The following is a 22265-nucleotide window of genomic DNA, read 5'->3' as shown; positions in this document are numbered from 1 at the left end:
TCCATCACACCTTTTTGACTAGTTTAGCCCCACCAAAGATTCCTTGAGGACGAATGTATAACACAATAATGATGAGCAAAAATGTAAAGACGATCTTCATTTCTGGTGAAATATAATAGCTAACCACATTTTCAAAAGCCCCAATGATAAGGCCTCCAATGACCGCACCAGGCAAACTCACAAAACCGCCAAGCACCGCTCCAGCAAAAGCAATAATCATAATTTCCGTCATCATGTTTGGGCTTAAAAACGTAATCGGCGCTGTCATAACTCCGGCAATTCCTCCAAGCACTGTTCCAATCGCCCAAGTCCCCATAAAGACACCTGATACTTTAATCCCCATTAATTCCGATGTCATAATATCTTGAGAAGCTGCCTGCATCGCAAGCCCGATTTTTGTGTAGCGGAATAAAAGGAAAAACAACAGCATTAACAGAACCGTGATCCCCACAATAAACAGTTCGTTTTTCGTTATATACACTCCGCCAACTTTAAACGGATCACCGCCAATCGCTTCGGGAAATGAAGATGGCTGATATCCCCAAATCAAGCCGGCAAGCCCGTTAAATACCATAAATAAGCCTAAGGTTAGTACAATTTGATTTAAATGTGGGGACGATTGCACTCGCTTCATAAAAACAAAATAAACAACAAGTCCAAATATCGCGGCAAACACAAACGCAAATACAAGGGAGACTCCGTATGAAAAACCATACTTTGTCAGAAAGACAAAACTAACAAATGTCGTTACCATTGCCATTTCACCATGGGCGAAATTGACAATCTCAGTCGTTTTAAAAATGAGAACTAATCCTAATGCAACAAGGGCATAAATACACCCAAAAATTAAACCGCTTACAATGATTTGCATCGAATGTTCACCTTCCTTCTTTTATAAAAGAGATGGGCAGACAATGACAAAACGATCTGCCCACTATTTTTATTATTCGTTGTATTTAATTTCACCACTTGAAGGGTCAATTGTGATTGGTTCAGTAATCGGTACAATTTTTCCGTCTTTTGCTTCTGTCATAAACATTGATGTCAATCCATAATGATTGTCTTCAGAAAATGTAACCCCTGCATATAATGAGCCATCCCAGTTATCAAACGTATAGAACGCGTTTAAGAAATTTTCCCATGTTAAGTCGCCTTCCGTTCTTTTAATCGCTTCTACTAACACTTGAGCAACTGCCCAGCCATTTTCAGAGAAGCTTGTCGCAGGATCATTTGGATAATTTTTGCTAAATCGTTCTACAAATAATTTGACATCTTCATCATTTGTAGACGTTTCAGGCATAGGGAATATTCCTCCGCTATATGTGCCTTCCCAAACTTCTTTACCAGCAAGTTCAAATAAGTTTGTATCATTTGCCCCAACAGTCGAAACGATATAATCCGGCTGATCCAATCCAATCTTATGCATTGCTTTTTTCAAATTTGCGGCCGGGTTAGGAGTGGCGAAATTCAAAACCGCGTCAGGATTTGCATTTTCCAACTTCTTCGCTTGAGAACTAAAATCCGTATCAGTTGCTAGAAATGTCACCTCAGTAACAATTTCGGCATCAGGATAATTTCCAATTGCTTCTTTCGCTGATTCAAAAAACTCTTTTCCAAAATCGTCATTTTGATAAGCAAGTGCAATTTTTTTTGCCCCAAGTTTCGTTACGGCATAATCTAAAAATATTTTCGCTTCAGCCTGGTAATTGAACACGGCTGATCCCATATAGGAATCAATTGGTGGATCCACAAATTCTTTTGCTCCTGAGTTTACGAGGACCATCGGTACACCTTTTTGAACGTAATAGTCTTTTGCAGCTGTGTTACAAGGCGTACAAATATTTCCAAGGACTGCAAACACTTTATCTTCGTCCACCAACTTTTTCGCTAATTGCACAGTTTTCGCAGGCTGGTATTGATCATCATAAGCGATCAATTTTAGTTTGCGGCCATTCACCCCACCGTTTTCGTTCACATATTCGAAGTGTGTTTCAATTCCCTTTCTAACTAGGTCATAGATAGCTGTTGGTCCTGTTTGCGGACCTAGATGGCCAATCAATATTTCTTCATCTGTTACTCCTTGTGCGGTTTTTTCGTTCTTCTCGTCTGTTTCGGTATTATTGCCGCCTGTAGTCTTGTCACTACAGGCGGCTAAAACTATACTCATTGCCATTGCTGCGAGGAGAACCAAATAGGTTTTACTTAATTTCACTGAAACGCCTCCCAACGACACCGAAATTTAAAAGATTATGAATATATTTTATTCCGAGTATTTAATTTCACCAGTTGCTGGATCAAATGTCGCTGGTTTCGTAATCGGCTCAATATGTCCATCTTTCGCTTGGGTTAAGAATGTAGATGTTAAGCCGTAATGGTTTTCAGGTGAGAAAGAAACTCCCGCGTATAATGAACCATCCCAGTTATCGAAAGAATTAAATGATTCAAGGAAGTTATCCCAAGTTAGATCGTCCCCTGTTTTTTCTAGAGCTTCTACAAAGACTTGACCCGCTGCCCATCCTACCATAGAAAATCCTTCGGTCGGATCATTTGGATAATCCTTTTTGAATCGGTCTACAAATAGCTGAACATCCTCATCATCTTTGGCAAATTCAGGCTTAGGCAACGTAGCGGCACTGTACGTACCTTCCCAAACTTCCTTTCCAGCCAGTTCAAATAAATTGTTATCGTCGGCACCAACGGAGGATACGAAATAATTGATATCTTTTACACCAATTTTATGCAAAGCTTTTTTCATGTTTGCCGCTGGATTAGGAACCGAAATCATAAAGACTGTATCAGGTTTTGCCTGGTCAATTTTCTGGGCTTGTGAGCTTAAATCCGTATCTGTAGATAGGAATGGTGTTTCTACTACGATTTCTACCCCATCATAATCTTTAACACCTTCTTTAACTGCTTCATAACCTTCTTTCCCATAGTCATCGTTCTGGTAAGCCAATGCAATTTTCTTTGCGCCAAGTTCTTTGACCGCATAATCTAGCATGATTTTTGTTTCAACACGGTAGTTCATAATGCTTGAGCCCATATAATTTTTTAAAGGCGGATCGACAAACTCTTTCGCTCCAGTGCTAATCATGATCATAGGAATGCCCTTTTCAATGTAATAGTCCTTTGCCGCTGTGTTACAAGGCGTACAAACATTTCCGAGCATTGCAAAAACTTTATCTTCATCAACTAGTTTCTTTGCCTGTTGAACCGTTTTTGCAGGTTGGTATTGGTCGTCATAAGCAATAAATTTTATTTGCCTTCCATTGACCCCTCCATTTTCGTTGACATATTTAAAGTAAGAATCTGCTCCTTTTCGAATTAAATCATAGATTGCGGTAGGGCCTGTCTGAGGTCCAAGATGCCCTACTTTAATTTCATCATCTGTCACACCTTGAGCAACTTCTGAAGCCTTTTTATCTCCATCTTCCTTCTTATCTGCCCCGTTGCCGCCTGAATTTGATTTTTCTCCTCCGCAAGCAACTAACCCAATTGCCAAAAGTAAACCGGCAACGAAAAATACGAATCGTTTTCCAAGTTTCATTGAAAATCCTCCTCTGTGTATTTTTTAATTGACCCCAAAATTTCCAGCAATTATCTTTTGATTATCAATCACCCCCTTTAAAGAAAGCGTTTTCGAAAGAATGAAGATATTGAAGCTCATTGATTTGTAAGAATGTTTTTTAATACTTTTCCCCCGGGATTTCTTGGCAACTCTGAAATAAAATCAATTTCTTTAGGGATTTTATAACGTGCAAGGCGTTCAGAGAGAAAAGACTTAAGCTCTTCAGCGCTTACTTCTGTTCCTTCCTTTTTTACGATAAATGCTTTCACTTGTTCCCCGTACACCGGATCAGGTACACCGACGACGGCTGCTTCAAGAACGGATGGGTGGTTGTATAGCGCATTCTCAACCTCGACAGAAAATATCTTCTCCCCTCCTCTGTTAATCATGTCTTTTTTTCGATCCATAATGTAGACGAATCCTTCTTCGTCCATCCGGGCCATGTCACCCGAAATCCAATATCCATCTATGAACGCCGTTCGGTTCGCTTCATCATTATCCCAATAGCCCTCTACAACCATCGGGCCTTTAATTAATAACTCTCCTACTTCATTCGGTCCACATTCTTCCAAATCTTCATTTACAATTTTTAAATCTGCAACAGGGACCGGCAAACCGACTGACTCTATTTTTGAATCCGGATAAGAAGCGGGCATAATTGTTGTCGGAGACGACGTTTCTGTAGCTCCGTAAGCATTTTGCAAGCTGGCGTTAGAAAAAGACTTTCTTAGCTGATAGATTGTTTCATAGGACATCGGCGCTCCGCCATAAGCAATCGTTTTAACGGATGAAAAGTCGTACTGTCTAAATAACTTGTGTGACATCATCATGATATAAATAGTTGGAACGTTAAAAAGGAATGTCACTTTTTCTTCTGCCGCGGTTTGAATATAAGATTCCGTTTGATAACGCGGCATGATAACTGATGTTCCTCCGACAAGAACAATGTGCAGCATTTGTCCTATTAATCCTGTTACGTGAAATAATGGAACGGCTATTAACGTTTTTGTTTCTTCGTTGGTTCCAAGTATTTTTTCATAATTCATCGCACTGTGAATGACACCGATATGACTGCCAATCGCTCCTTTCGGGGTGCCGGTTGTTCCCGATGTGTAAACGATAAAAAGCGGATCTGTTTCATCTACTTGAACACTATTTTTGAATGGGGTGCTCTTTTCTAAAACTGAGAAAGGAAGGTATTTGGTATCTTTTGAATCCTCATGATTTACGAAAAACACCTGCTTTAAATCTGGTAGTTTCGCTTTTGAAAAAATACTATCCACCTTTCCTTTGAAATCGCTTTCACTAACGAGTAATTTTGTGCCTGAATGGAGAAGCATAAATGTCAATTCTTTTTCTTTCAGCTTCGTATTCAGCGGAACAACAATCGCCCCCAATTGTGCGCTTGCGAAAACCATTAAGAAAAACTCTATACAATTATTGAGAAGTAAAGCGATTCGATCGCCTTTTTTCAAATGAAATTGTGTTTGTAAATTAGCTGAAATGGTATCGATTCTCTCTTTTGCTTCTTTATAAGTCATTCGAATTTTATCTGATACGACTGCTTCTTTATCTGGAAATTTAGCAGCAGAATTGTTTAACATTTCAGTTATTGTTTTTGGCCTATCTGCGAACACTTTCACTTCGCGGCCAAAAACTATTTGTTTTTTTACCAAACGCTCTCCCCTCACTCCAACGTTATTTTGCTGTCCAGCCTCCATCGACATTTAATACCTGTCCTGTTACATAATTAGATGCCTCTGACGCAAAAAAGACAACAGGGCCTGCCAAATCTTCCAAATTCCCTACCCGTTTTAGCATTGTATTATTAACGATTTCACTGTAGCGGCTTTCATCTGCAAGCCATTCTTCTGTCATAGGTGTTTTAATGTAAGCCGGTCCAATGGCATTGACTGTAATGCCATGAGGCGCCAGTTCATCTGCCCAGACTTTTGTTAATTGGTTGATTCCGCCTTTGCTTGCTGCATAACTCGTTTGCATCGAAAATCCAATTGAACCCAAAATCGAGGAAATGTTAATGATTTTTCCTGATTTTTGTTTAATCATTTGTTTCGCGGCTGCTTGTCCCATAAGAAAGATCCCTTTTAGATTTGTTGTAATCACTTGATCCCAGTCTGCTTCTTCCACCTCAACGAGTGGTTTTCGAATATTCATGCCAGCATTATTTACGAGAATATCAAGCTTGCCGTATTCCTTTACGATATTTTGGACAAGCTCTTCCACTTGTTCCTTTTTTGTTACGTCAACTTGAAAGATTTTCACATCAATTTGCCGACCTTCAAGCTGCTCTTTCGCTTTCTCTAAATCTTGTAATCCTCTACTCGCAATGACAACCTTGGCACCGTATTCTCCTAATGCCACGGCCATGCCAAACCCAATTCCTTTGCTCCCGCCCGTAATTAGGGCAACCTTTTCATTTAAAGCGAAGGTTGGAAAATTCAAAAAAACACCCCCCGGCCATCTTTATTTATGTTCGGTAATATAATAATGCAAAAATCATACCAAAAGATTTATTTAGTAAAAATCGTTGATATTTAGTGAAAATTCAATTGTTTTTATGAATTATAACACATTTACTTAAATGAAAAGCCCCTTTTTTGATTATTTTTAGAATCATTTGATTCCTTTTTGAATCAAATGATAATTTTTAATCTCTGCATCTTTTTAACAAGCGTGGATTGACTGATCCCTAGTTTTGCGGCTGCCTTCCGTGTCGTTTTGTGTTCAAGCATCGCTTCAATAATCGCTTTTCTTTCTACTTCTTCTATCAATTCTTTTAACGTTTTTTCTTTTATTCTATTTTCACTATGTAAATTGAAAATACCCGGTAAGTCGTTTACAGTAATTTCTTCACTATCTGAAGTGACAACGAGCCTTTCAATCAAATTTTCCATTTCCCGAATATTGCCAGGCCACTCGTATGCTTCAAAACGATGAATGACATCGATATGAAAATGCTTGTTCATATCGTATTTTTCGTTTGTTTTATTTAAAAAATAAAAAGCGAGCGGTGGAATGTCCGCCTTTCTTTCACGAAGTGGCGGGATCTTAATCGGTACGATATTTAAACGGTAAAACAAGTCTTTTCGAAACTCTCCCTTTTCAACTAATTCTTCTAAATTTCTGTTTGAAGCGGATATGATTCTTACATTAACTTTTATTGTTTTTGTTCCACCGATTCTCATGACTTCATATTCTTGCAAAACTCTAAGTAATTTTACTTGTAAATCAAGGGGCATTTCACCAATTTCATCAAGAAAAAGTGTTCCTCCTTCCGCTTGTTCGAAGTAGCCGGGTTTGCCTTGCCGATCCGCTCCAGTAAAGGCACCTTTTTCATAACCAAACAACTCGGATTCTAACAACTTTTCTGGGATAGCAGCACAATTCACTTTAATATAAGGTTTATCAGATCGTTTGCTGTTCAAATGGATCATATTGGCAAAGATTTCTTTTCCAACCCCTGATTCACCTTGAAGCAAAACGGTTGAATCGACTTGAGAAACTTTCTTTGCCAAATGCAGCACTTGCATCATTTCTTTGCTTTGCGCGATGACGCCGTCAAGCAATAACCTAGCTCCTTCTTTTTGTTTAAAATCCTCAATTTCATCCAAATATTTTTTGGTTAGAACCTTCGTTTCGTACAGCTCTGACTTTAATCTGTTAAGATCAGAAATATCACGCAAATTTGAAACGACGTGGGTAATTTTTCCATTTTCATCATAAATTGGACTTCCTGTTACTAGTAATTCTGTTCCCTTCACATTTTGTACAATCGTTACTAATCGTTTTTCTTTTAAGACTTTTAACGTAACCGATTCTGATATGATTCCTTGATCAACGAGCTCCTGCATATTCTTTCCAATTAATTCTTCGGGCGTAACGCCTGTTATTCTTGTATACGCTTCGTTCATAATAATCCCTACAGCATTTTCGTCCGCCACAAAAATTGCGTCGTAACTTGAATCAATAATCAATCTTAGAATTTTATTTAACTGTCGGGTTTCTTCTAAAGATTTTTGATTTACACTTCTTAAAAAAATGGATTCACTATTTCCCATTGTTCTCCCCTCTTAGCAAATGATGTTCGATAATTATTTCGATATAAAGTTTCGAAACCCTTTAAATTTGATGAAATTTTTCATCAATTAAAAATAATAGGCAGATTGCCTTTTTAAAAAAGCAATCTGCTAACTCTTATATCATATATTTTTTCCGTCTATTTCATTTCTGCTATAACTGTTTTAATCATCATATGTTACTTTTTCTGTCTTTAAATCATAATGCATTTTATGCAATACCTTTCGTTCACCATCTTCTGCCTCAAATAAAAACAAGGTCGTATTGCCATATCTATGCTCAGGTGTATATGTCACAGCAGGATATAACGAGCCATCCCAGTTGTCGAATGTTTCCAACTGTTTGATTAAGTTTTCCCACGTTAAATCTTCTCCTGCTCGTTTTACTGCTTCAACAAAAATTTGTCCAACAGCCCACCCCGTTTCGGAAAGATCTCCTATATCTTGCTCGCCAAAGTCTTTCTTGATCTGATTGGCATACTCTTCGTAACCAGATAAAGAGGCCGTATCAAGCGAGATATTCGTCGAACTAATCGTTCCTTCCCAAACATCTTTGCCCGCGATCTCAAATTGGTTTGGATCCGACCCTCCAGTAGCAGAAACTAAGAAAGGAATTTCTGTTGCTTCGATTTTATGCATTTCCTTTCTGAAGTTCGCAGCTGGAGCAGGAGTTGTAAACATAACAATGACATCAGGTGTAGATTGAACAGTTTTCTGAGCCTGGCTTGAAAAGTCAGTATCCGATGCTAAAAACGGGATTTCAGCCACAATTTCAAGGTTGCCATATTGCGCGATTGCTTCTTTCGCCCCCTCAATGCTTTGCTTTCCAAAATCGTCATTTTGGTAAACAATCGCAACCTTTTTCGCATCTAGCTTGTTTGCAATGTAATCTACGAACATTTTCGCTTCAATTTTATAGTTAAATGTAGAAATAAAAAAGTTTTCGATAGGAGGATTTGCGAACTTGTCAGCTCCAGTTCCTATTCCAACGACGGGTATTCCCGATTCAGTTAAAAAAGATTGTGCTGCGCCGATGTTTGCTGTGCCAATGGGATACAACAATGAAAAGACTTTATTATCGTTTACTAGTTTCTGTACGCCTTTTAGGGTTTGGGCAGGCTGGTATTGATCATCATAAGCAATCAGTTTAATTTCTCTTCCATCAACTCCACCGTTGTCATTCACATAATTAAAGTAGGATTGGAGCCCTTTTCTTACTTTATCGTATACAGCAACAGGCCCTGTTTGGGGGCCGAGATGTCCGACGAGAATTTCTTTTTCTGTAATCCCTTGCGCAATTTTAGCTTCTTTTTTGTCATTTGTTTTTTTATCCTCTTGCGTTTTGTTTGTTGTTTCCTTTCCGCCACATGCAGCTAGACCAACCATTAGCATCAAAACCAGCAAAAAAAGAAGCGTTTGTCTTTTTTCCATTGTTCGCATTCGGCTACCTCCTGAATATTTATTTTTTTATTATATTTTATATTTTCAAAAAACACAAATTATATTTCTAAGCAGTCCCTAAAATAGATCAGGTAGAGAAAAACAATTTGTTATTTTCCACTTAATTTACGTGAAGTTAGTATGTATCTTTGTAAAAAACAAGGAAGCTGTCTCAAAACGTCATGAATGACTTTCTGGACAGCCCTGTCAATTTTTTAAGGGATGGTACACCCATTAAGTCTTTCACCGATGTTTTTTCAAATAGAGGCTTCTTTTACTTAACTTCTCCTCCAAAAATTCTGCTTGGATTTCCTACTAAAATCGTATTGATTTGCTCGTCTGTCACTCCACCATTTTTCAAAGATGGTATAATATTTTCAAAGATATGTGTTACATGCCAATTTTCAATTAATTCGGCTAATTCCGCAGGAAATTGAGGCGCCTTTCCTAGCCATACATTTACTGTATCATGTGACATCATCAACTGTTCTTCATAGCCGCTTCCTATCAAGCCAATTAATAAACCGACTCGATCTTCATCCATTGGTGCACCAACAAAGCCTTGAATGCCAAAACGATCAAAACCAACGAATACCCCTGTATCTAGTGTGCGTTTGTGATATTTTATATCTGTATTTCCATCCATATGCCCGATTAAAATTCTGCCAGGATCTGCTCCTTCTGATACAAGCAGTTCTGCTTGTTCAGGACCCATCGTACCTTCTTGCGTATGGGTAATCATTGAAATTCCCGTTTCTTTTTGTATTTTTGCAGCCGCCTTAAAGAACATTTCCTCGTAAGGTGTAATTTGATCTTTACTTGATGCTAATTTAATCACACCAGGTTTGATTCCGGTTTTTCCAATGCCATTAGTAATTTCGCCCATTAACAGTTCGTAAATTTCTTCTTCGGCTTGTCCGATTCCTTGTTTGAACTTAAAGTAAGCTGGGGCACCTTCTCCTTCATAGTAGTAGCCTGTCGAACAAATGATGTTCAACTCTGAACGTTCTGCAATTTCTTTCAAAAGCTCCGGGTCTCTTCCGCAATCATTTGGTGTCGCATCAACAACGGTTTGCACACCATGTGCCTTCACTTTTGCTGCGACTTCCAATCCCTTTTTTAATACGTCCTCACGATCATTCACATAAAGCGTATTTCCATAATAACCTGGGTATCCAAAAAAGAAATGCTCGTGCATTAATGTTTTGCCAAGCTGATCGGCGGCAACAGGACCTAACACTGTATTTACCATTTTTGTCATTACCTTGTTCCCCCTCTATTTCTATTTTTGTTTATTTGCTTGTTCAGGGATGTAACGTAACTCGGTCTTAATTACTTTTCCGTTGGGATTCCTAGGCAACGTGTCAAGAAATTCGACATACGCCGGTACTTTATATTTTGCTAGCCGATCAGCAACCCATTTCTTTACATCCTCTTCTGTAGCTGTCTGTTCCGGCTTCAGCACAACACAAGCTTTGACTACCTCACCGTATGTTGGATCATCGATGCCTACTATTGCAGCTTCCAAAATTTTTGGATTTGAATAAAGGACATCTTCTACTTCGACTGAAAAGATTTTTTCACCACCACGGTTAATCATGTCTTTCAAACGATCCATAATTGTCACAAAGCCTTCCTCATCGATCATTGCAAGATCACCGGTCGACAACCAACCTTCTTGAATTGTCTTTTCTGTAGCTTCTGAGTTATTCCAATATTTTTCAATGACCATAGGGCCTTTGAAAAGCAATTCACCAATTTCATTTGAACCAAGTTCTTCTCTTGTTACCGGATCAACGATTTTCGCTTCTGTAACTGGACTTACTACACCGACAGAGCTGATTTTTCTTAACTGATGTTCATCTGGCATAATGATTGCTGGTGAAGTCGTTTCCGTTAACCCATATGTGTTGTGCAATTCAATCGAAGGGATCCACTTTTTAAGTGCCTTTAACGTTTCCCCAGGCATTGGTGCACCGCCGAAAGCACCTACTCGAATACTGGAAACATCGTAATTCATATAATCAGGTTCCATTAGGGTCATGACATATACGGTTGGCGATGCAATGACATGCGTAATTTTTTCCCCTTCAAGCAATTCTAAAAATTGTTTTGGCTGAAACATCGGCATAAGGACAATTTTTCCGCCAAGATAAATAAATGTTGTAAGCTGTGCTGCCAACCCGGTAATGTGAAAAACTGGAACGGCAATCACTGTTGAATCATCACTCGTTAACCGGTAGCAATACGTATAGTTCAAACATGTATGGATAATATTTCGATGTGAGATTAATGCGCCTTTCGGTCTCCCCGTTGTTCCAGAAGTATACATGATAAAGGCGCCATCACCTTCGCAAACATCTTCCTGAATAACTTCATTTGTTATCTCTTCTACAAGAAAATGGTATGGTATTGTCCCTTGAGGAACGTGTTCACTCGTTATAAAAATTTTCTCTGCAGGGATCGTATCTTTAATTGACGCAATATGCTCCCACCACTCCAAATTAGAGATCAGTATCTTTGCACCAGAGTTTTGAAGCATAAATTCAAGTTCTCTTGTTTTTAACTTGGTGTTTAAAGGAACGGCGATTGCCCCAATTTGCATTGCGGCGTAAACACACACAACAAACGGTATGCCGTTCATTAACAAAAGTGCAACACGATCGCCTTTTTGAACACCGTACGTTTTCCTCAGTTGATATGCTGCATGATTTACTTGCTTTTTCAATTCTCGATACGTCACTTGCTCGTCCCCATGAACGAGTGCGATCTTTTCCGGAAAACGTTCCACACTGTAATCGAGGGTTTCACTTAACGTTTTCGGCCGATCAGAATATGTTTTCATTGTTACACCGTTTATTACTTCTTTAGAAACAAAAGGTTCGATATCGGACCAAAATGTTGTCACATGTTTGTACCTCCTTAAAATCATTTAATACAGCTTATGCGAAAGCGCATTCCCTTTATAACAAAAATTGAGAAAAGCATTACAAAAAAATACACCGCCTTTTGACGGTGTTAATAAAGCGCGAACAGAATATAACCCTCTGTTCACAGTCTCGGTAAAATGAGACTTATTAGAATTAGCGCCGTTGTCCCCCACTTAGAGTTCTTCGAAGCCTCTAAGTCTAGAAGCGGGGGGTCTTACGGACGGTTGCAGTGTGAAAAATCGATTATTTTACTTCCTTCTACTCTCCGTCATTTGCTGCCACACGGAACCGGCAGCCTCTTCGCCGCTTTCAATTCTTTCTCTTGCCATTCGGGCTTGTAAGCTAACTTCGAATTCTGGATCGGATTCGGCTTCTTTTAATGCAGGAATGGCTGTTTCATCACCTACTTCATACAGAAACATAGCAGCTCGCCAGCGGACAAGTTTGTTATTGTCTTTCAATGCTTCGATCATTGCAGGGATTGCCTTTGTACTTCCAATGTCTGATAAGCAGTCGCCAGCAGTTCTTCTTACTGAAACTGCTTTATCTTTCAGAGCCTTATATAGGTAAGGAAGTACTTCTTCATCTTCAATCATACCAAGATAGACTGTAGCGAGCCTGCGAATCGAGGATTTGTCATCGTCTAATGCTTGTGCAAGCAATGGAATATCTTCTTTTTTAGGATTCATTTTTTCAAGCGCCGCAAAGCGCATTTTCCAGTCATCGCTTTTCATCGCTTCTCGGACTTCGGCCGAAGTAATGCTTGGCCTAATAAATATTTCTTTCGGATCCTCTTCATAAGCAGCCTTCACTAATTGCTGCAGCCGTTCTTCATCGTAAGTAGCTGAAAGTTCATCGGATACAGCTTTTCCAATTTCATCAAAATCGCCGTAGCGAATGCCTTGTTCTTTCCATTGCCGCTCCATCACGATGTTAGGAGACGAGTCTTGAGCTTTCATAATGGCTTTTTGAAACGTTTCAGGAAGTCCGACTCTTCTTTCCTCATCTCCTGCCACAAGTTTAATTTGCATTGGAATATATCGGAAAAATTGCACAAAAACTTGGACCTCTCCGTATGAGGAATCGACGGCATCCTTTTCTTTTAAATCAATGGATTTATCAACATTTTCACCAAAAACTTCCCTTACTTTTGGCAAAATTTGTTCCCAACTGACTTTCGGATAACGATCGAGCGCAATAAAATCGGCGACATGGTATAAGCTTTTCACCCCTTCAATCGAAAGCAATGCTTTCATGAGCGGGGGCGCCTGGTCGATGTCCTCCTCTTTATAATGATAATATTTTCGATCAGGCAGCTTTTCATCTACAACGATTTTCATCGAATTTGGACTAGGAGTTGGTTCAATCGTATGTATTTTCAATGCAATCACCCTTCTTCAATTCTGCTTACAATAATTTTACCATGTAGCAGAAATTGAAGCGAATAATGTGAAAAACTCTACGCAACGACAAAGAGTTCGCGAATTATGGGCTTGTATCATTTTCACACATAAGAAAAGCTACTTTTATCCGATCACTGCTGCAAGAAATATTCACAGAAAAAAGCTGGCATGTATGCCTCGGCTGAAAATGCTTCTCATGCCGCAACCGTCCGTAAAATCCCCGCCCCAAAAATTAGAGGATTCGAAGAAGCCTAAGTGGGGACTACGGACGCTAATCCCCTGATAAGTCCCGTTTATCGAGAACTAAGCAGTTTGCGCGCTAGCCATCAGTGGGGGTTGAAGGAACCCCCAACCGATGGAAGTCTCGCTTTATCGAACAAGTTGTTTGTATTGTTCAGACAAGGTATAAAACGATTCGCGATCACCATTCATCAGCGCTTTATCGATATCTGACTGTAACCGTTCTTTCTTCCAATTCAAAATCGTCTCATCAATTGTCAATTTGGCGTAAAACGATAGGAAAAACGCATGCTCCTGTCTTGCTTTCGCTCTGGCTAATGATCTCACCTTTGCATCATATGAATTTTTCTGAGGGTCCAATTCGTTCGCCTCCCTTAAAGTCTGGGCCGTAAATTATTTTGATGAAAAGCTAAAGCAAACTCAATCTTGTTTGCTATATTCTATTCAGGTTTACAGAACTTTTAACCAAAAATGGTTGAATGCCTAAATAAAAAGGCAAATGACTTAACTGAAGTCAGGGATCAGAAGCCGGAAGCCAGAGGCAAATCAATTTGAAATCAACAAAAAAATCGATTGTAATTCCTTATAAAAAGGATTTTCTAAAGATTAGTCGAATAAAAGAATCATGATTTCTTTTTAATATTGAGAGGAGTAATTCAAATGAAAACAGTGAAAACTGGGTTGCTTAAACCACCCGTCTTTTCTTCAGTTGAAGAAGAAAGGCAGCATTTAAAAGAAAGGCTCGCTGGTGCATTCAGACTTTTTTCAAAATTCGGATTTGACGAAGGCGTTGCAGGCCATATCACTGCACGAGATCCTGAAAAACCTGATCATTTTTGGGTGAATCCTTTCGGCACCCATTTCAGCCAAATCAAAGCTTCAGACCTCTTGCTTGTGAATCATGACGGGGACGTTGTTGAAGGCGATCGCCCGGTAAACCGGGCAGCTTTTGCCATCCATTCGCAGATCCATCAAGCAAGGCCAGATGTTATTGCAGCTGCCCACTCTCATTCCGTTTATGGAAAAACGTGGTCAACACTCGGCAGGTTGCTTGATCCGATCACTCAGGATGCCTGTGCTTTTTATCATGATCATTCTCTTTTTGATGACTATACGGGGGTAGTCAATGACGTTGAGGAAGGAAGAAGGATTGGAGAGGCTTTAGGAAACCGTAAAGCTTGTATCTTACGAAATCACGGACTTTTGACGGTTGGGCACTCTGTTGATGAAGCCGCTTGGTGGTTTATTACGATGGAACGTTCCTGCCAAGCTCAATTGATGGCAGAGTCTGTAGGAAAACCAGTTCTTATTGATGAAGAACATGCTGAAAAAACAAGCAAATATGTCGGAAACCATCATGCCGGCTGGTTTAGCTTCCAACCGCTTTGGGACCGCATTGTGAAGGAACAGCCGGATTTGTTGGATTGATAAAGAGCATAATGCATAAAAAACTCAGATTTTCCTTCATTTCAAAAAAGGAAAAACTGAGTTTTTTTATCAACTGACTGTATAGTACGGGAAAGCATGATCGCTATGAACGATTTACTTGTTACTTCGTAATATCTTAAATGATCCAATCGCTTTGGCAATTAACTCGCCGTTTTCATTTAGAAGGGTTCCCTCCGCGGTTACGATGTTATATCCCATTTGAACGATGGTAGCACTCGCCGTAAGCCAGTTATTTTTCACCGCCGGCCTGCCATAAAAAATGTTCAAATTCACTGTCGAGATCGGGCATTCTGCTTCTTGGGCAACTGTCTGCCCAATGACGGAGTCCAAAATCGTTGCATGAACGCCACCGTGCAACGTATTATTTAAGTTCAATACGTTGTCATCGACATATAGTTTCATAAAAATTTTTCCGTATTCATCAACCTCTGTTTCCACACCTAGAAAATTTAAAAAATTGCTCCCACTTAATCTTTTCTTCACATCAACTTCAAAAGCCATATTCTTTTTCTCCTATCCCTATCTCATGATCTAAAAAAGTATTTTGTATGTAGCCAGCCTTTTCAAAATAATAAAAGAACGGAAGATTCCGCTTTCGCTTCCTCTTCCAATTCTTCCATCAAGACTATTTTTTATATTTTAATTGAACCTAAGATTTTTGTAAAGAAGGGGTAATTCATTGTTTAGACGAGCAATGTCAAGCTCCTATATAGGCTTTTCGGATATCATCGTTTTCAAAGAGCTCTTGCCTGCTTCCTTCGATTACGATTCTCCCATTTTCGATGACATAGCCGCGATCAGCGATTTTAAGAGCGGCATTTGCATTCTGTTCAGCCAACAGCACCGTTGTGCCCTGTTTGTTAATTTCTTGAATGATCCCAAACATCTGCTCTACAATGAGCGGCGCAAGCCCCATGGAAGGTTCATCCATCATAACGAGCCGTGGTTTGGACATTAATGCCCGCCCTATAGCAAGCATTTGCTGCTGGCCCCCGCTTAACGAGCCCGCCGGGTCATCTTTTTTATCTCTTAAAATAGGAAACAGTTCATATACTTCTTCAAGCGACTCCTTTAATTGGCTTTTCTTCCTGCGGTGAATGTATCCACCCATTCTTAAATTTTCTTGAACGGACATTTCCGGAAACAGTTTCCTGCCCTCTGCGCATTGGACAATTCCGTTTTTCACCATTTTATCCGGAGAGGTTCCGCCGACATTTTTTCCGAGAAATTGAATCTCTCCTTTTGAAGGTTTATTCAATCCGCTAATCGTATTAAATATTGTACTTTTTCCTGCACCATTCGCACCGAGCAAGACGACAAGCTCACCTTCTTCTACTTCAAAATTTATATTGCTTAAAGCTTCGAAGGCTCCAAAACGAACGGTAACATCAATTAACTTCAGCAACGCTTTCCCCTCCCAGATAAGCTTCAATGACAACCGGATCATTCTGTATTTCTTCTGGCGTTCCTTCCGCTATTTTCATACCCTGATTAAGTACCATAATCTTGTCGGCAATGCTCATAATCATAGCCATTTTATGTTCAATCGTGCAAACCGTAATTCCATTATCCTTCATTTTATTCATCAATTCTGCCAAGCCGTCTGTTTCTTCCGGATTAATGCCGGCTGCCGGTTCATCAAGAAAGACAATTTTTGGCTCAGTAGCCAAAGCAAGGGCAAATGCGACCCGTTTTTTCGCTTCCTGAGAAATTAATGCCACTTGGCGATTGGCTAAATGAGTCAGCCCTACAAAATCAAGGACTTCAATTGCTTTTTCCAATGCTTCCTTTTCCTCACGCTTTTCACGGGGAGTCCGAAAGACGGCATCGAAAAGCCTCGATTTTGTGCGCAGCCGATAACCGACGATAACATTATCCAGAACAGTAGAGGTCTCAAATAAGTTTGTTGTTTGAAACGTCCGTGCCATGCCTAATTTTGCGATATTATAAGAAGGCACTTTCGTAATATCTTGTCCGTCAAAAATAACCGTACCAGAAGTCGGCGGATAAAACCCGCTGATTAAATTAAAAAATGTTGATTTGCCTGCACCGTTCGGTCCAATAATTGCTGTGATTTGCCCTTTTTCAATTTTGAAATCTACATTATTGACTGCCGTTAAACCGCCAAATTTTTTCGTCAGTTTTTTCGTTTCTACAAATGCCACCTAGCCTCACCCCTCCTTGATTTGGCTTTGCTCATGATTTGTATTCGACACTTTCTTATCAACTGGGTTATTGTTGTCCAAATCTTTTTTATGCTTTAATTTCATTTTAATCGTTCGATAAGCACCGACAATTCCAGCTGGATAGAAGATAACAATCAGCGTCAAGATCGGGCCAAATAGTAACATCCGGTATTCTTGCAAACCTTGCAAAAATTGTGAAAGCCAAACGATTAATAACGTTCCAACGATGGGGCCTGAAAGGGTTCCAAGCCCTCCGACAATGAGATACATTAAAAAGTCAAACACCATAGGCAGGTTGGCAATATCAGGTCCGAGGAAACGGACAAAAGAAGCGTAAAGCGCTCCAGCCAAAGCAGCAAAAAAGATAGAAATAATAAATGAAACCAGTTTATTTGTCATCGTATTGATGCCAATGGTCTGTGCTAACTCTTCACTGTTTCGAATGGCGATGAATGTCCTTCCGGTTAATGAGTGGACAATTCTCGTTATTAATAAAGTGGAAAGCAAAAGAAAGAATAAAATCAAATAATACATGGATAACCCAGACTTAAATTCAATCGGGCCAATTGCTGTAGGAACGGGAATGCCGATCAACCCGCGAACACCGCCTGTCATGACATCCCATTTATCAATGAGAAGATAGATGAGATAGCCAACAATTAGTGTGTAGATTGCAAAAAAGTGTTCTTTCGTACGCAGTGCAATGAGGCCGATAATGGCTCCAACAACCGTAGTAAAAACGATGGCAGCAACAAAAGATACCCAAAACGTCATTTCGTATTTTGTCGTAAACACACCAAGTGAATAAGCTCCTATAGCGAAGAAGCCGGCATGCGCAAGAGAAAGATACCCGGTAAACCCCGCCAGAAGATTCATTCCATAAATTGCAATAATATAGATAAAGGCTAACGACATGACATGTATGATATATTTGTTATCGAAAAGAAGTGGAAATATAATAGAAAGAATCACTAATACGGCAATGCCAATTCGCTTATCCATGATTTTATTCATTAGTGAGCCCCCTTAGCGAACAATCCTGTAGGCTTCCAAGTCATAATGACTACGAGCAAGAAAAACGCAATTAAATCTTTGTAGTCACTAGAAATGTAAGTTGCACCCAAACTTTCGGTAATGCCAAGGAGAAAACCACCGAAAATGGCACCAGGTATGCTTCCCATGCCGCCTATAATGACGATAATAAATGCTTTCATAATGACAAGATGGCCCATTGCCGGAAATACGAGATTAATAGGCGATGCCAATCCAGCGGCTATTGCTGCCAGCGCGCCGGAAATGAAAAATGTCATCATGGCAACCATATTCGCGTTGATTCCGACTAAATAAGCGCCTTCACGGTTTTGGGCCATGGCAATGATGGATGCGCCAATCATTGTCTTTTTCAAAAACCAGTAAAGCAAAGCTACGACGATGATTGAAACGGCAATAATCAAAATTCTTTGAGCCGTAATCGTAATGGCATCTATTTTGATTGAATTACCGTAGGGTGTCGGCATTCTTTGGTATTCGGTACCCCAAACGAGCAGAACAAATGCCTCAAAAAAAAGCATCATTCCAATCGCAGCAATTTTGTCATGGATCGGGGGTGCTTTTCTTAAAGGGTGAAACACCGCTCGTTCCATTAATACCGCTATGAACCCTACAACAAAAATGGATACAACTAATGCAATTAAATAATGTACACCAACTGATGTCATCATCATAAGCGTCACATACCCTCCGAGCATATACAATGCACCGTGAGCAAAATTGGGAATATGTAAAATTCCAAATACAAGGGTTAATCCGATCCCCATAAGAATGTACACGCTTCCCAGTGTAATGCCGTTAACTAGCTGTTGAATAAAATGCTCCATAGGATTTCCTTCCTCCTTTAATAACAACCATCATGTACTTGATTCTTCTTGCAATTTTCTTTTTAGAATTTTCCCTACAGCTGATTTTGGCAATTCTTCTCGAAATTCAATCATTTTCGGAACCTTATACGCTGCTAACCGTTCGGAACAGAAAGAGGTGATCTCTTCTTCGGAAATTGATTCGCCATTTCTAGGTACAATGACGGCTTTCACCGTTTCGCCGCGATATGGATGCGGGACGCCGATTACAGCTGCTTCAAGCACTTTAGGATGTTCATAAAGGACGTCTTCGATTTCAACAGGATAGATGTTATATCCGCTTGCGATAATCATTTCTTTTTTCCGTCCAACAATATAGAAATAACCGTCTTCATCCATTTTGGCCAAATCACCTGTAAACAACCAGCCGTCACGGAGAGCCTGCTTCGTTTCTTCAGGCATTTTCCAATACCCTTTCATAACTTGCGGCCCTTTAATAGCCAACTCTCCGACTTCACCGATTCCAAGCTCATTCTTTCCATTCTCCGAATCAAAAATTTTCGCGTCCGTATTTGGAAATGGTATGCCGATACTCCCAACTTTTTGAAGGCCAATCACAGGATTCCGATGGGTCGTCGGTGATGCCTCTGAAAGACCGTATCCTTCAGCGATGGGCGCTCCTGTGATTTCTTTCATTTGTTCTAGCACTTCCACAGGCAATGGAGCCGAACCGCTTGAGCACGTTTTAAAGCTATCTAATTTCATTGGGTGCTGTTTCACATAGTTTAACAGTGCAATATACATCGTTGGGACACCTGGAAAGCTCGTCGGCTTTAGTTCCATTATCGTTTTCACGGCTTGTTCAACATCAAATTTAGGCAATAGGATCATATTTCCGCCGTTGTAAAATGTTAAATTCATACCGCTCGTCATTCCGTATACGTGAAATAGCGGTGAAGCCGTTAAGACTTTCTCTTTTCCCTTCTCTGTGACAGCCGCTGTGAAAGCTGCGCTTTGAAGGGTATTCGCTACAAGATTATAGTGAGTTAACATGGCACCTTTTGAGCGCCCCGTCGTTCCCCCTGTATATTGAAGAACTGCAACATCTTCCTTGGGATCAATCGATACATTGGGTACAGCGTCTGCTTCATCCTGCAACAATTGATCGAACGGGGATGGCTCATCAGGTGACGCTAGATAAACTTGCTTCAACTTTGTATTTTCTTTCACGGCATCGATAACTGGAGCCAGTGGCAAGTGTGCTACGATAAATGCCGCACCTGAATCATTGAGTATATAGCCCAGTTCTTCCGGTTTATACATCGGATTGATTTGTACAACTGTAGCTCCGCAAAACAGGGCAGCATAGTAGCTAATTGGATAATAGGGATTATTAGGCAGCATTAACGCTATCCTATCTCCTTTTTTCAGCCCCTGCTTGCAAAAAGCGCTTGCAACGGAAAGAATTTTTTTGAAAAGTTCTCCGTAGGTAAGTTCTTGATCAAAATAAGTAATGGCTACATGATTGCGATAATTTTCGACAGATTGCCGGAATAGCTCAGGCAATGACATGTGAGGGATGTCAATTTCCTCCATCATTCCATTCGTGTAATGTTTTCTCCAAGGCCTCTCTACCATAAATAACAAATCCTTCCTGCATCTCCACAGTTTTTCTCTTTATTTAAAAATTCGGCGATGTTATTTAAATTTTGAAAAAAATAGAGCGCAATGTTTCGCGCTCCGCGTTATCTTTCGATAAAAATTAAGAACACATTATTTTTTCTCAGGATCGACTTGTTTCACTTCTCCGTCTTCAACTACTCCCATACGAAGCGGTAATTCATTCGCTCCTTTCTCTGTTACACCTGAAATTTGGTACACTTGTTTGTCTTCAGGTATATTTTTAACGCCTTCATCAAGCGCTTTTCTAATGGCTGCTGCATCATCAACTGTACCAGCGACTTTCATTGCTTCAACGAGTGCGTATAGTGCTATATAATTTAGACCTGCTTCAGAGCCAGGATCTTTTTTGTGAGCTTCACGATATTTTTCAACAAAGGCAGCTGTTCCTGGATAATCGGTATTAACAAGCGGAAGAACACCTACAGAGCCTTCCAGCAGCTCCATCTTGCCATCCATCACAGCAGCCATTTCATCCATTTTGGCTTGGTCCATGATAAGGAACCCGCCTTCAAAGCCCAAGTCACGTGCTTGTTTTGCAACAAGTGCGGTTGGTTCAGATGGCCCACCGATAAATAAGACATCAGGTTTTTCTTTTAATGCATTTGTTACGACTGTATAAAAGTCAGTGTCTTTGCTGAAATCAATGTCAGCTTCAAATACGACTTCTCCACCTTTTTTCTCCCATACAGGCTTCAAATTTTCTGCCCAGTCTTTTCCATACTGGCTGGCAGTCGGAAGAAAAGCAATCTTTTTCCCAAAACGCTCCATTTCATAATCTGAAAATGGCTCTATGTACGTGTCATAGCCAGGAGGGATTCTCCAAGTTAATTCGTTTCCTTGTTCAATGATGTCCGGTTCACTCGTATATGCCGCGATTAGAAATTCTTCTTGTTCGTTAAACACTTGCATTGCTTTAATACCCCCGCTATGCGGGTTAAAAATAACCTTTGCATCATTTTCTTGGATTAAACGTTTTGCATTTGAAGCTGTTTCGTTCGGTAAGTATTTATCATCAAGTGTCACAAGTTTAAGTTTGTATTTCTGTCCATCTACTTCAAAACCGCCAGCTTCATTAATCTCTTCTGCTGCCATTTTTAAACCGTTTACTGTATTCTCTCCATAGTAAGCAGCAGCTCCGCTAAGTGGTCCGCTATAACCAATTGGAACTTCTTTCACATCTCCTGAAGAGCCTTTTGAAGCGCTTTCAGAATTTTTGCCGCTATCCGAACTTGATGAGCTGGAGCCGCTACAGGCTGCGAGTGCCAACATGAGTAAAAGGATAAAGCTGACAAATAGGCTTTTTTTGCTTATCATGATATGAACCCCCTTATTTAATCTTACTTATTAACTCAACTTTCGCACCTAGTAAAAATTAAAATATTCAAGTTCCTGTAAAGTTCATATCCGTTTAAG

At 39.9% G+C, this 22265-nt stretch carries 19 protein-coding genes; 1 reads left to right on the top strand and 18 read right to left on the bottom strand.

All coding sequences use genetic code 11. The features are described from left to right. Nucleotides 1-4: 4 nt before the first annotated feature. The 11 genes from DCC39_RS03820 to DCC39_RS03770 all read right to left on the bottom strand — a co-directional run bounded on the left by DCC39_RS03820 (nt 5) and on the right by DCC39_RS03770 (nt 14038). Complete coding sequence (locus DCC39_RS03820; protein ID WP_116553566.1) at nt 5-871, bottom strand: branched-chain amino acid ABC transporter permease; 867 nt, start codon at nt 869-871, stop codon at nt 5-7. A gap of 72 nt (nt 872-943) precedes the next feature. Next, nucleotides 944-2212 carry an ABC transporter substrate-binding protein gene (locus tag DCC39_RS03815; RefSeq protein WP_116553565.1) on the bottom strand — a complete coding sequence of 423 codons (1269 nt, stop codon included), beginning with the start codon at nt 2210-2212 and terminating at the stop codon, nt 944-946. Nucleotides 2213-2260: 48 nt separating this feature from the next. Further along, nucleotides 2261-3547 carry an ABC transporter substrate-binding protein gene (locus DCC39_RS03810; RefSeq protein ID WP_116553564.1) on the bottom strand — a complete coding sequence of 429 codons (1287 nt, stop codon included), beginning with the start codon at nt 3545-3547 and terminating at the stop codon, nt 2261-2263. A 116-nt stretch (nt 3548-3663) separates the two neighbouring features. Beyond that, nucleotides 3664-5244, bottom strand: coding sequence for a class I adenylate-forming enzyme family protein (locus DCC39_RS03805; RefSeq protein WP_240613522.1), 1581 nt, complete (start codon nt 5242-5244; stop codon nt 3664-3666). Between the two features lie 22 nt (nt 5245-5266). Beyond that, nucleotides 5267-6031 (bottom strand): SDR family NAD(P)-dependent oxidoreductase, encoded by a 765-nt coding sequence (locus tag DCC39_RS03800; RefSeq protein ID WP_116553562.1) that lies wholly within the window; start codon nt 6029-6031, stop codon nt 5267-5269. Between the two features lie 191 nt (nt 6032-6222). Continuing rightward, nucleotides 6223-7647, bottom strand: a complete 1425-nt coding sequence (locus DCC39_RS03795; protein ID WP_116553561.1) for a sigma-54 interaction domain-containing protein — start codon at nt 7645-7647, stop codon at nt 6223-6225. A gap of 183 nt (nt 7648-7830) precedes the next feature. Continuing rightward, a complete protein-coding gene (locus DCC39_RS03790; protein WP_116553560.1) occupies nt 7831-9105 on the bottom strand; it encodes an ABC transporter substrate-binding protein in 1275 nt (424 codons plus the stop codon). 274 nt (nt 9106-9379) lie between these two features. Beyond that, nucleotides 9380-10366 carry a phosphotriesterase family protein gene (locus DCC39_RS03785; RefSeq protein WP_116553559.1) on the bottom strand — a complete coding sequence of 329 codons (987 nt, stop codon included), beginning with the start codon at nt 10364-10366 and terminating at the stop codon, nt 9380-9382. Between the two features lie 21 nt (nt 10367-10387). Beyond that, nucleotides 10388-12013 carry a class I adenylate-forming enzyme family protein gene (locus DCC39_RS03780; RefSeq protein ID WP_165820768.1) on the bottom strand — a complete coding sequence of 542 codons (1626 nt, stop codon included), beginning with the start codon at nt 12011-12013 and terminating at the stop codon, nt 10388-10390. 270 nt (nt 12014-12283) lie between these two features. After that, nucleotides 12284-13417: a conserved virulence factor C family protein gene (locus DCC39_RS03775; RefSeq protein ID WP_116553557.1), complete on the bottom strand. Its 1134-nt coding sequence runs from the start codon at nt 13415-13417 to the stop codon at nt 12284-12286. A gap of 390 nt (nt 13418-13807) precedes the next feature. Next, nucleotides 13808-14038, bottom strand: coding sequence for an IDEAL domain-containing protein (locus DCC39_RS03770; protein WP_116553556.1), 231 nt, complete (start codon nt 14036-14038; stop codon nt 13808-13810). A gap of 300 nt (nt 14039-14338) precedes the next feature. Here DCC39_RS03770 and DCC39_RS03765 point away from each other — a divergent pair, with 300 nt between their 5' ends. After that, on the top strand, nt 14339-15106 hold the full coding sequence (locus DCC39_RS03765) for a class II aldolase/adducin family protein (RefSeq protein ID WP_116553555.1): 768 nt from the start codon (nt 14339-14341) through the stop codon (nt 15104-15106). A 114-nt stretch (nt 15107-15220) separates the two neighbouring features. On the opposite strand, the gene DCC39_RS03760 is transcribed toward DCC39_RS03765, so the two are convergent. The 7 genes from DCC39_RS03760 to DCC39_RS03730 form a co-directional block, all read right to left on the bottom strand. Continuing rightward, on the bottom strand, nt 15221-15628 hold the full coding sequence (locus DCC39_RS03760; protein ID WP_116553554.1) for a PaaI family thioesterase: 408 nt from the start codon (nt 15626-15628) through the stop codon (nt 15221-15223). Between the two features lie 196 nt (nt 15629-15824). Then, nucleotides 15825-16532: an ABC transporter ATP-binding protein gene (locus DCC39_RS03755; RefSeq protein WP_116553553.1), complete on the bottom strand. Its 708-nt coding sequence runs from the start codon at nt 16530-16532 to the stop codon at nt 15825-15827. After that, the gene (locus tag DCC39_RS03750) at nt 16516-17292 is read right to left on the bottom strand and encodes an ABC transporter ATP-binding protein (RefSeq protein ID WP_116553552.1); all 777 of its coding nucleotides are present in this window, start codon (nt 17290-17292) and stop codon (nt 16516-16518) included. The genes DCC39_RS03755 and DCC39_RS03750 overlap by 17 nt, the downstream gene beginning before the upstream one ends. A gap of 6 nt (nt 17293-17298) precedes the next feature. Further along, entirely contained in the window at nt 17299-18327 is a 1029-nt protein-coding gene (locus DCC39_RS03745) for a branched-chain amino acid ABC transporter permease (RefSeq protein ID WP_116553551.1), read from the bottom strand. Beyond that, nucleotides 18327-19190, bottom strand: coding sequence for a branched-chain amino acid ABC transporter permease (locus DCC39_RS03740; protein ID WP_116553550.1), 864 nt, complete (start codon nt 19188-19190; stop codon nt 18327-18329). The genes DCC39_RS03745 and DCC39_RS03740 overlap by 1 nt, the downstream gene beginning before the upstream one ends. Nucleotides 19191-19220: 30 nt before the next feature. Next, the gene (locus DCC39_RS03735) at nt 19221-20807 is read right to left on the bottom strand and encodes a long-chain-fatty-acid--CoA ligase (RefSeq protein WP_116553549.1); all 1587 of its coding nucleotides are present in this window, start codon (nt 20805-20807) and stop codon (nt 19221-19223) included. A gap of 135 nt (nt 20808-20942) precedes the next feature. Beyond that, nucleotides 20943-22166: an ABC transporter substrate-binding protein gene (locus DCC39_RS03730; RefSeq protein WP_116553548.1), complete on the bottom strand. Its 1224-nt coding sequence runs from the start codon at nt 22164-22166 to the stop codon at nt 20943-20945. Nucleotides 22167-22265: the final 99 nt, after the last annotated feature.

The organism is Pueribacillus theae, assembly GCF_003097615.1.
Classification (GTDB): domain Bacteria; phylum Bacillota; class Bacilli; order Bacillales; family UBA6769; genus Pueribacillus; species Pueribacillus theae.
Note: the sequence above shows the minus strand (reverse complement) of the source record. Positions and strands in the feature narration are given on the sequence as shown.

Coding starts and splice junctions, on each gene's coding strand:
- DCC39_RS03795 (WP_116553561.1), bottom strand. CDS start 7,647: ATGGGAAATAGTGAATCCATTTTTTTAAGAAGTGTAAATCAAAAATCT.
- DCC39_RS03740 (WP_116553550.1), bottom strand. CDS start 19,190: ATGGAGCATTTTATTCAACAGCTAGTTAACGGCATTACACTGGGAAGC.
- DCC39_RS03785 (WP_116553559.1), bottom strand. CDS start 10,366: ATGACAAAAATGGTAAATACAGTGTTAGGTCCTGTTGCCGCCGATCAG.
- DCC39_RS03730 (WP_116553548.1), bottom strand. CDS start 22,166: ATGATAAGCAAAAAAAGCCTATTTGTCAGCTTTATCCTTTTACTCATG.
- DCC39_RS03765 (WP_116553555.1), top strand. CDS start 14,339: ATGAAAACAGTGAAAACTGGGTTGCTTAAACCACCCGTCTTTTCTTCA.
- DCC39_RS03745 (WP_116553551.1), bottom strand. CDS start 18,327: ATGAATAAAATCATGGATAAGCGAATTGGCATTGCCGTATTAGTGATT.
- DCC39_RS03790 (WP_116553560.1), bottom strand. CDS start 9,105: ATGCGAACAATGGAAAAAAGACAAACGCTTCTTTTTTTGCTGGTTTTG.
- DCC39_RS03760 (WP_116553554.1), bottom strand. CDS start 15,628: ATGGCTTTTGAAGTTGATGTGAAGAAAAGATTAAGTGGGAGCAATTTT.
- DCC39_RS03735 (WP_116553549.1), bottom strand. CDS start 20,807: ATGGTAGAGAGGCCTTGGAGAAAACATTACACGAATGGAATGATGGAG.
- DCC39_RS03820 (WP_116553566.1), bottom strand. CDS start 871: ATGCAAATCATTGTAAGCGGTTTAATTTTTGGGTGTATTTATGCCCTT.
- DCC39_RS03810 (WP_116553564.1), bottom strand. CDS start 3,547: ATGAAACTTGGAAAACGATTCGTATTTTTCGTTGCCGGTTTACTTTTG.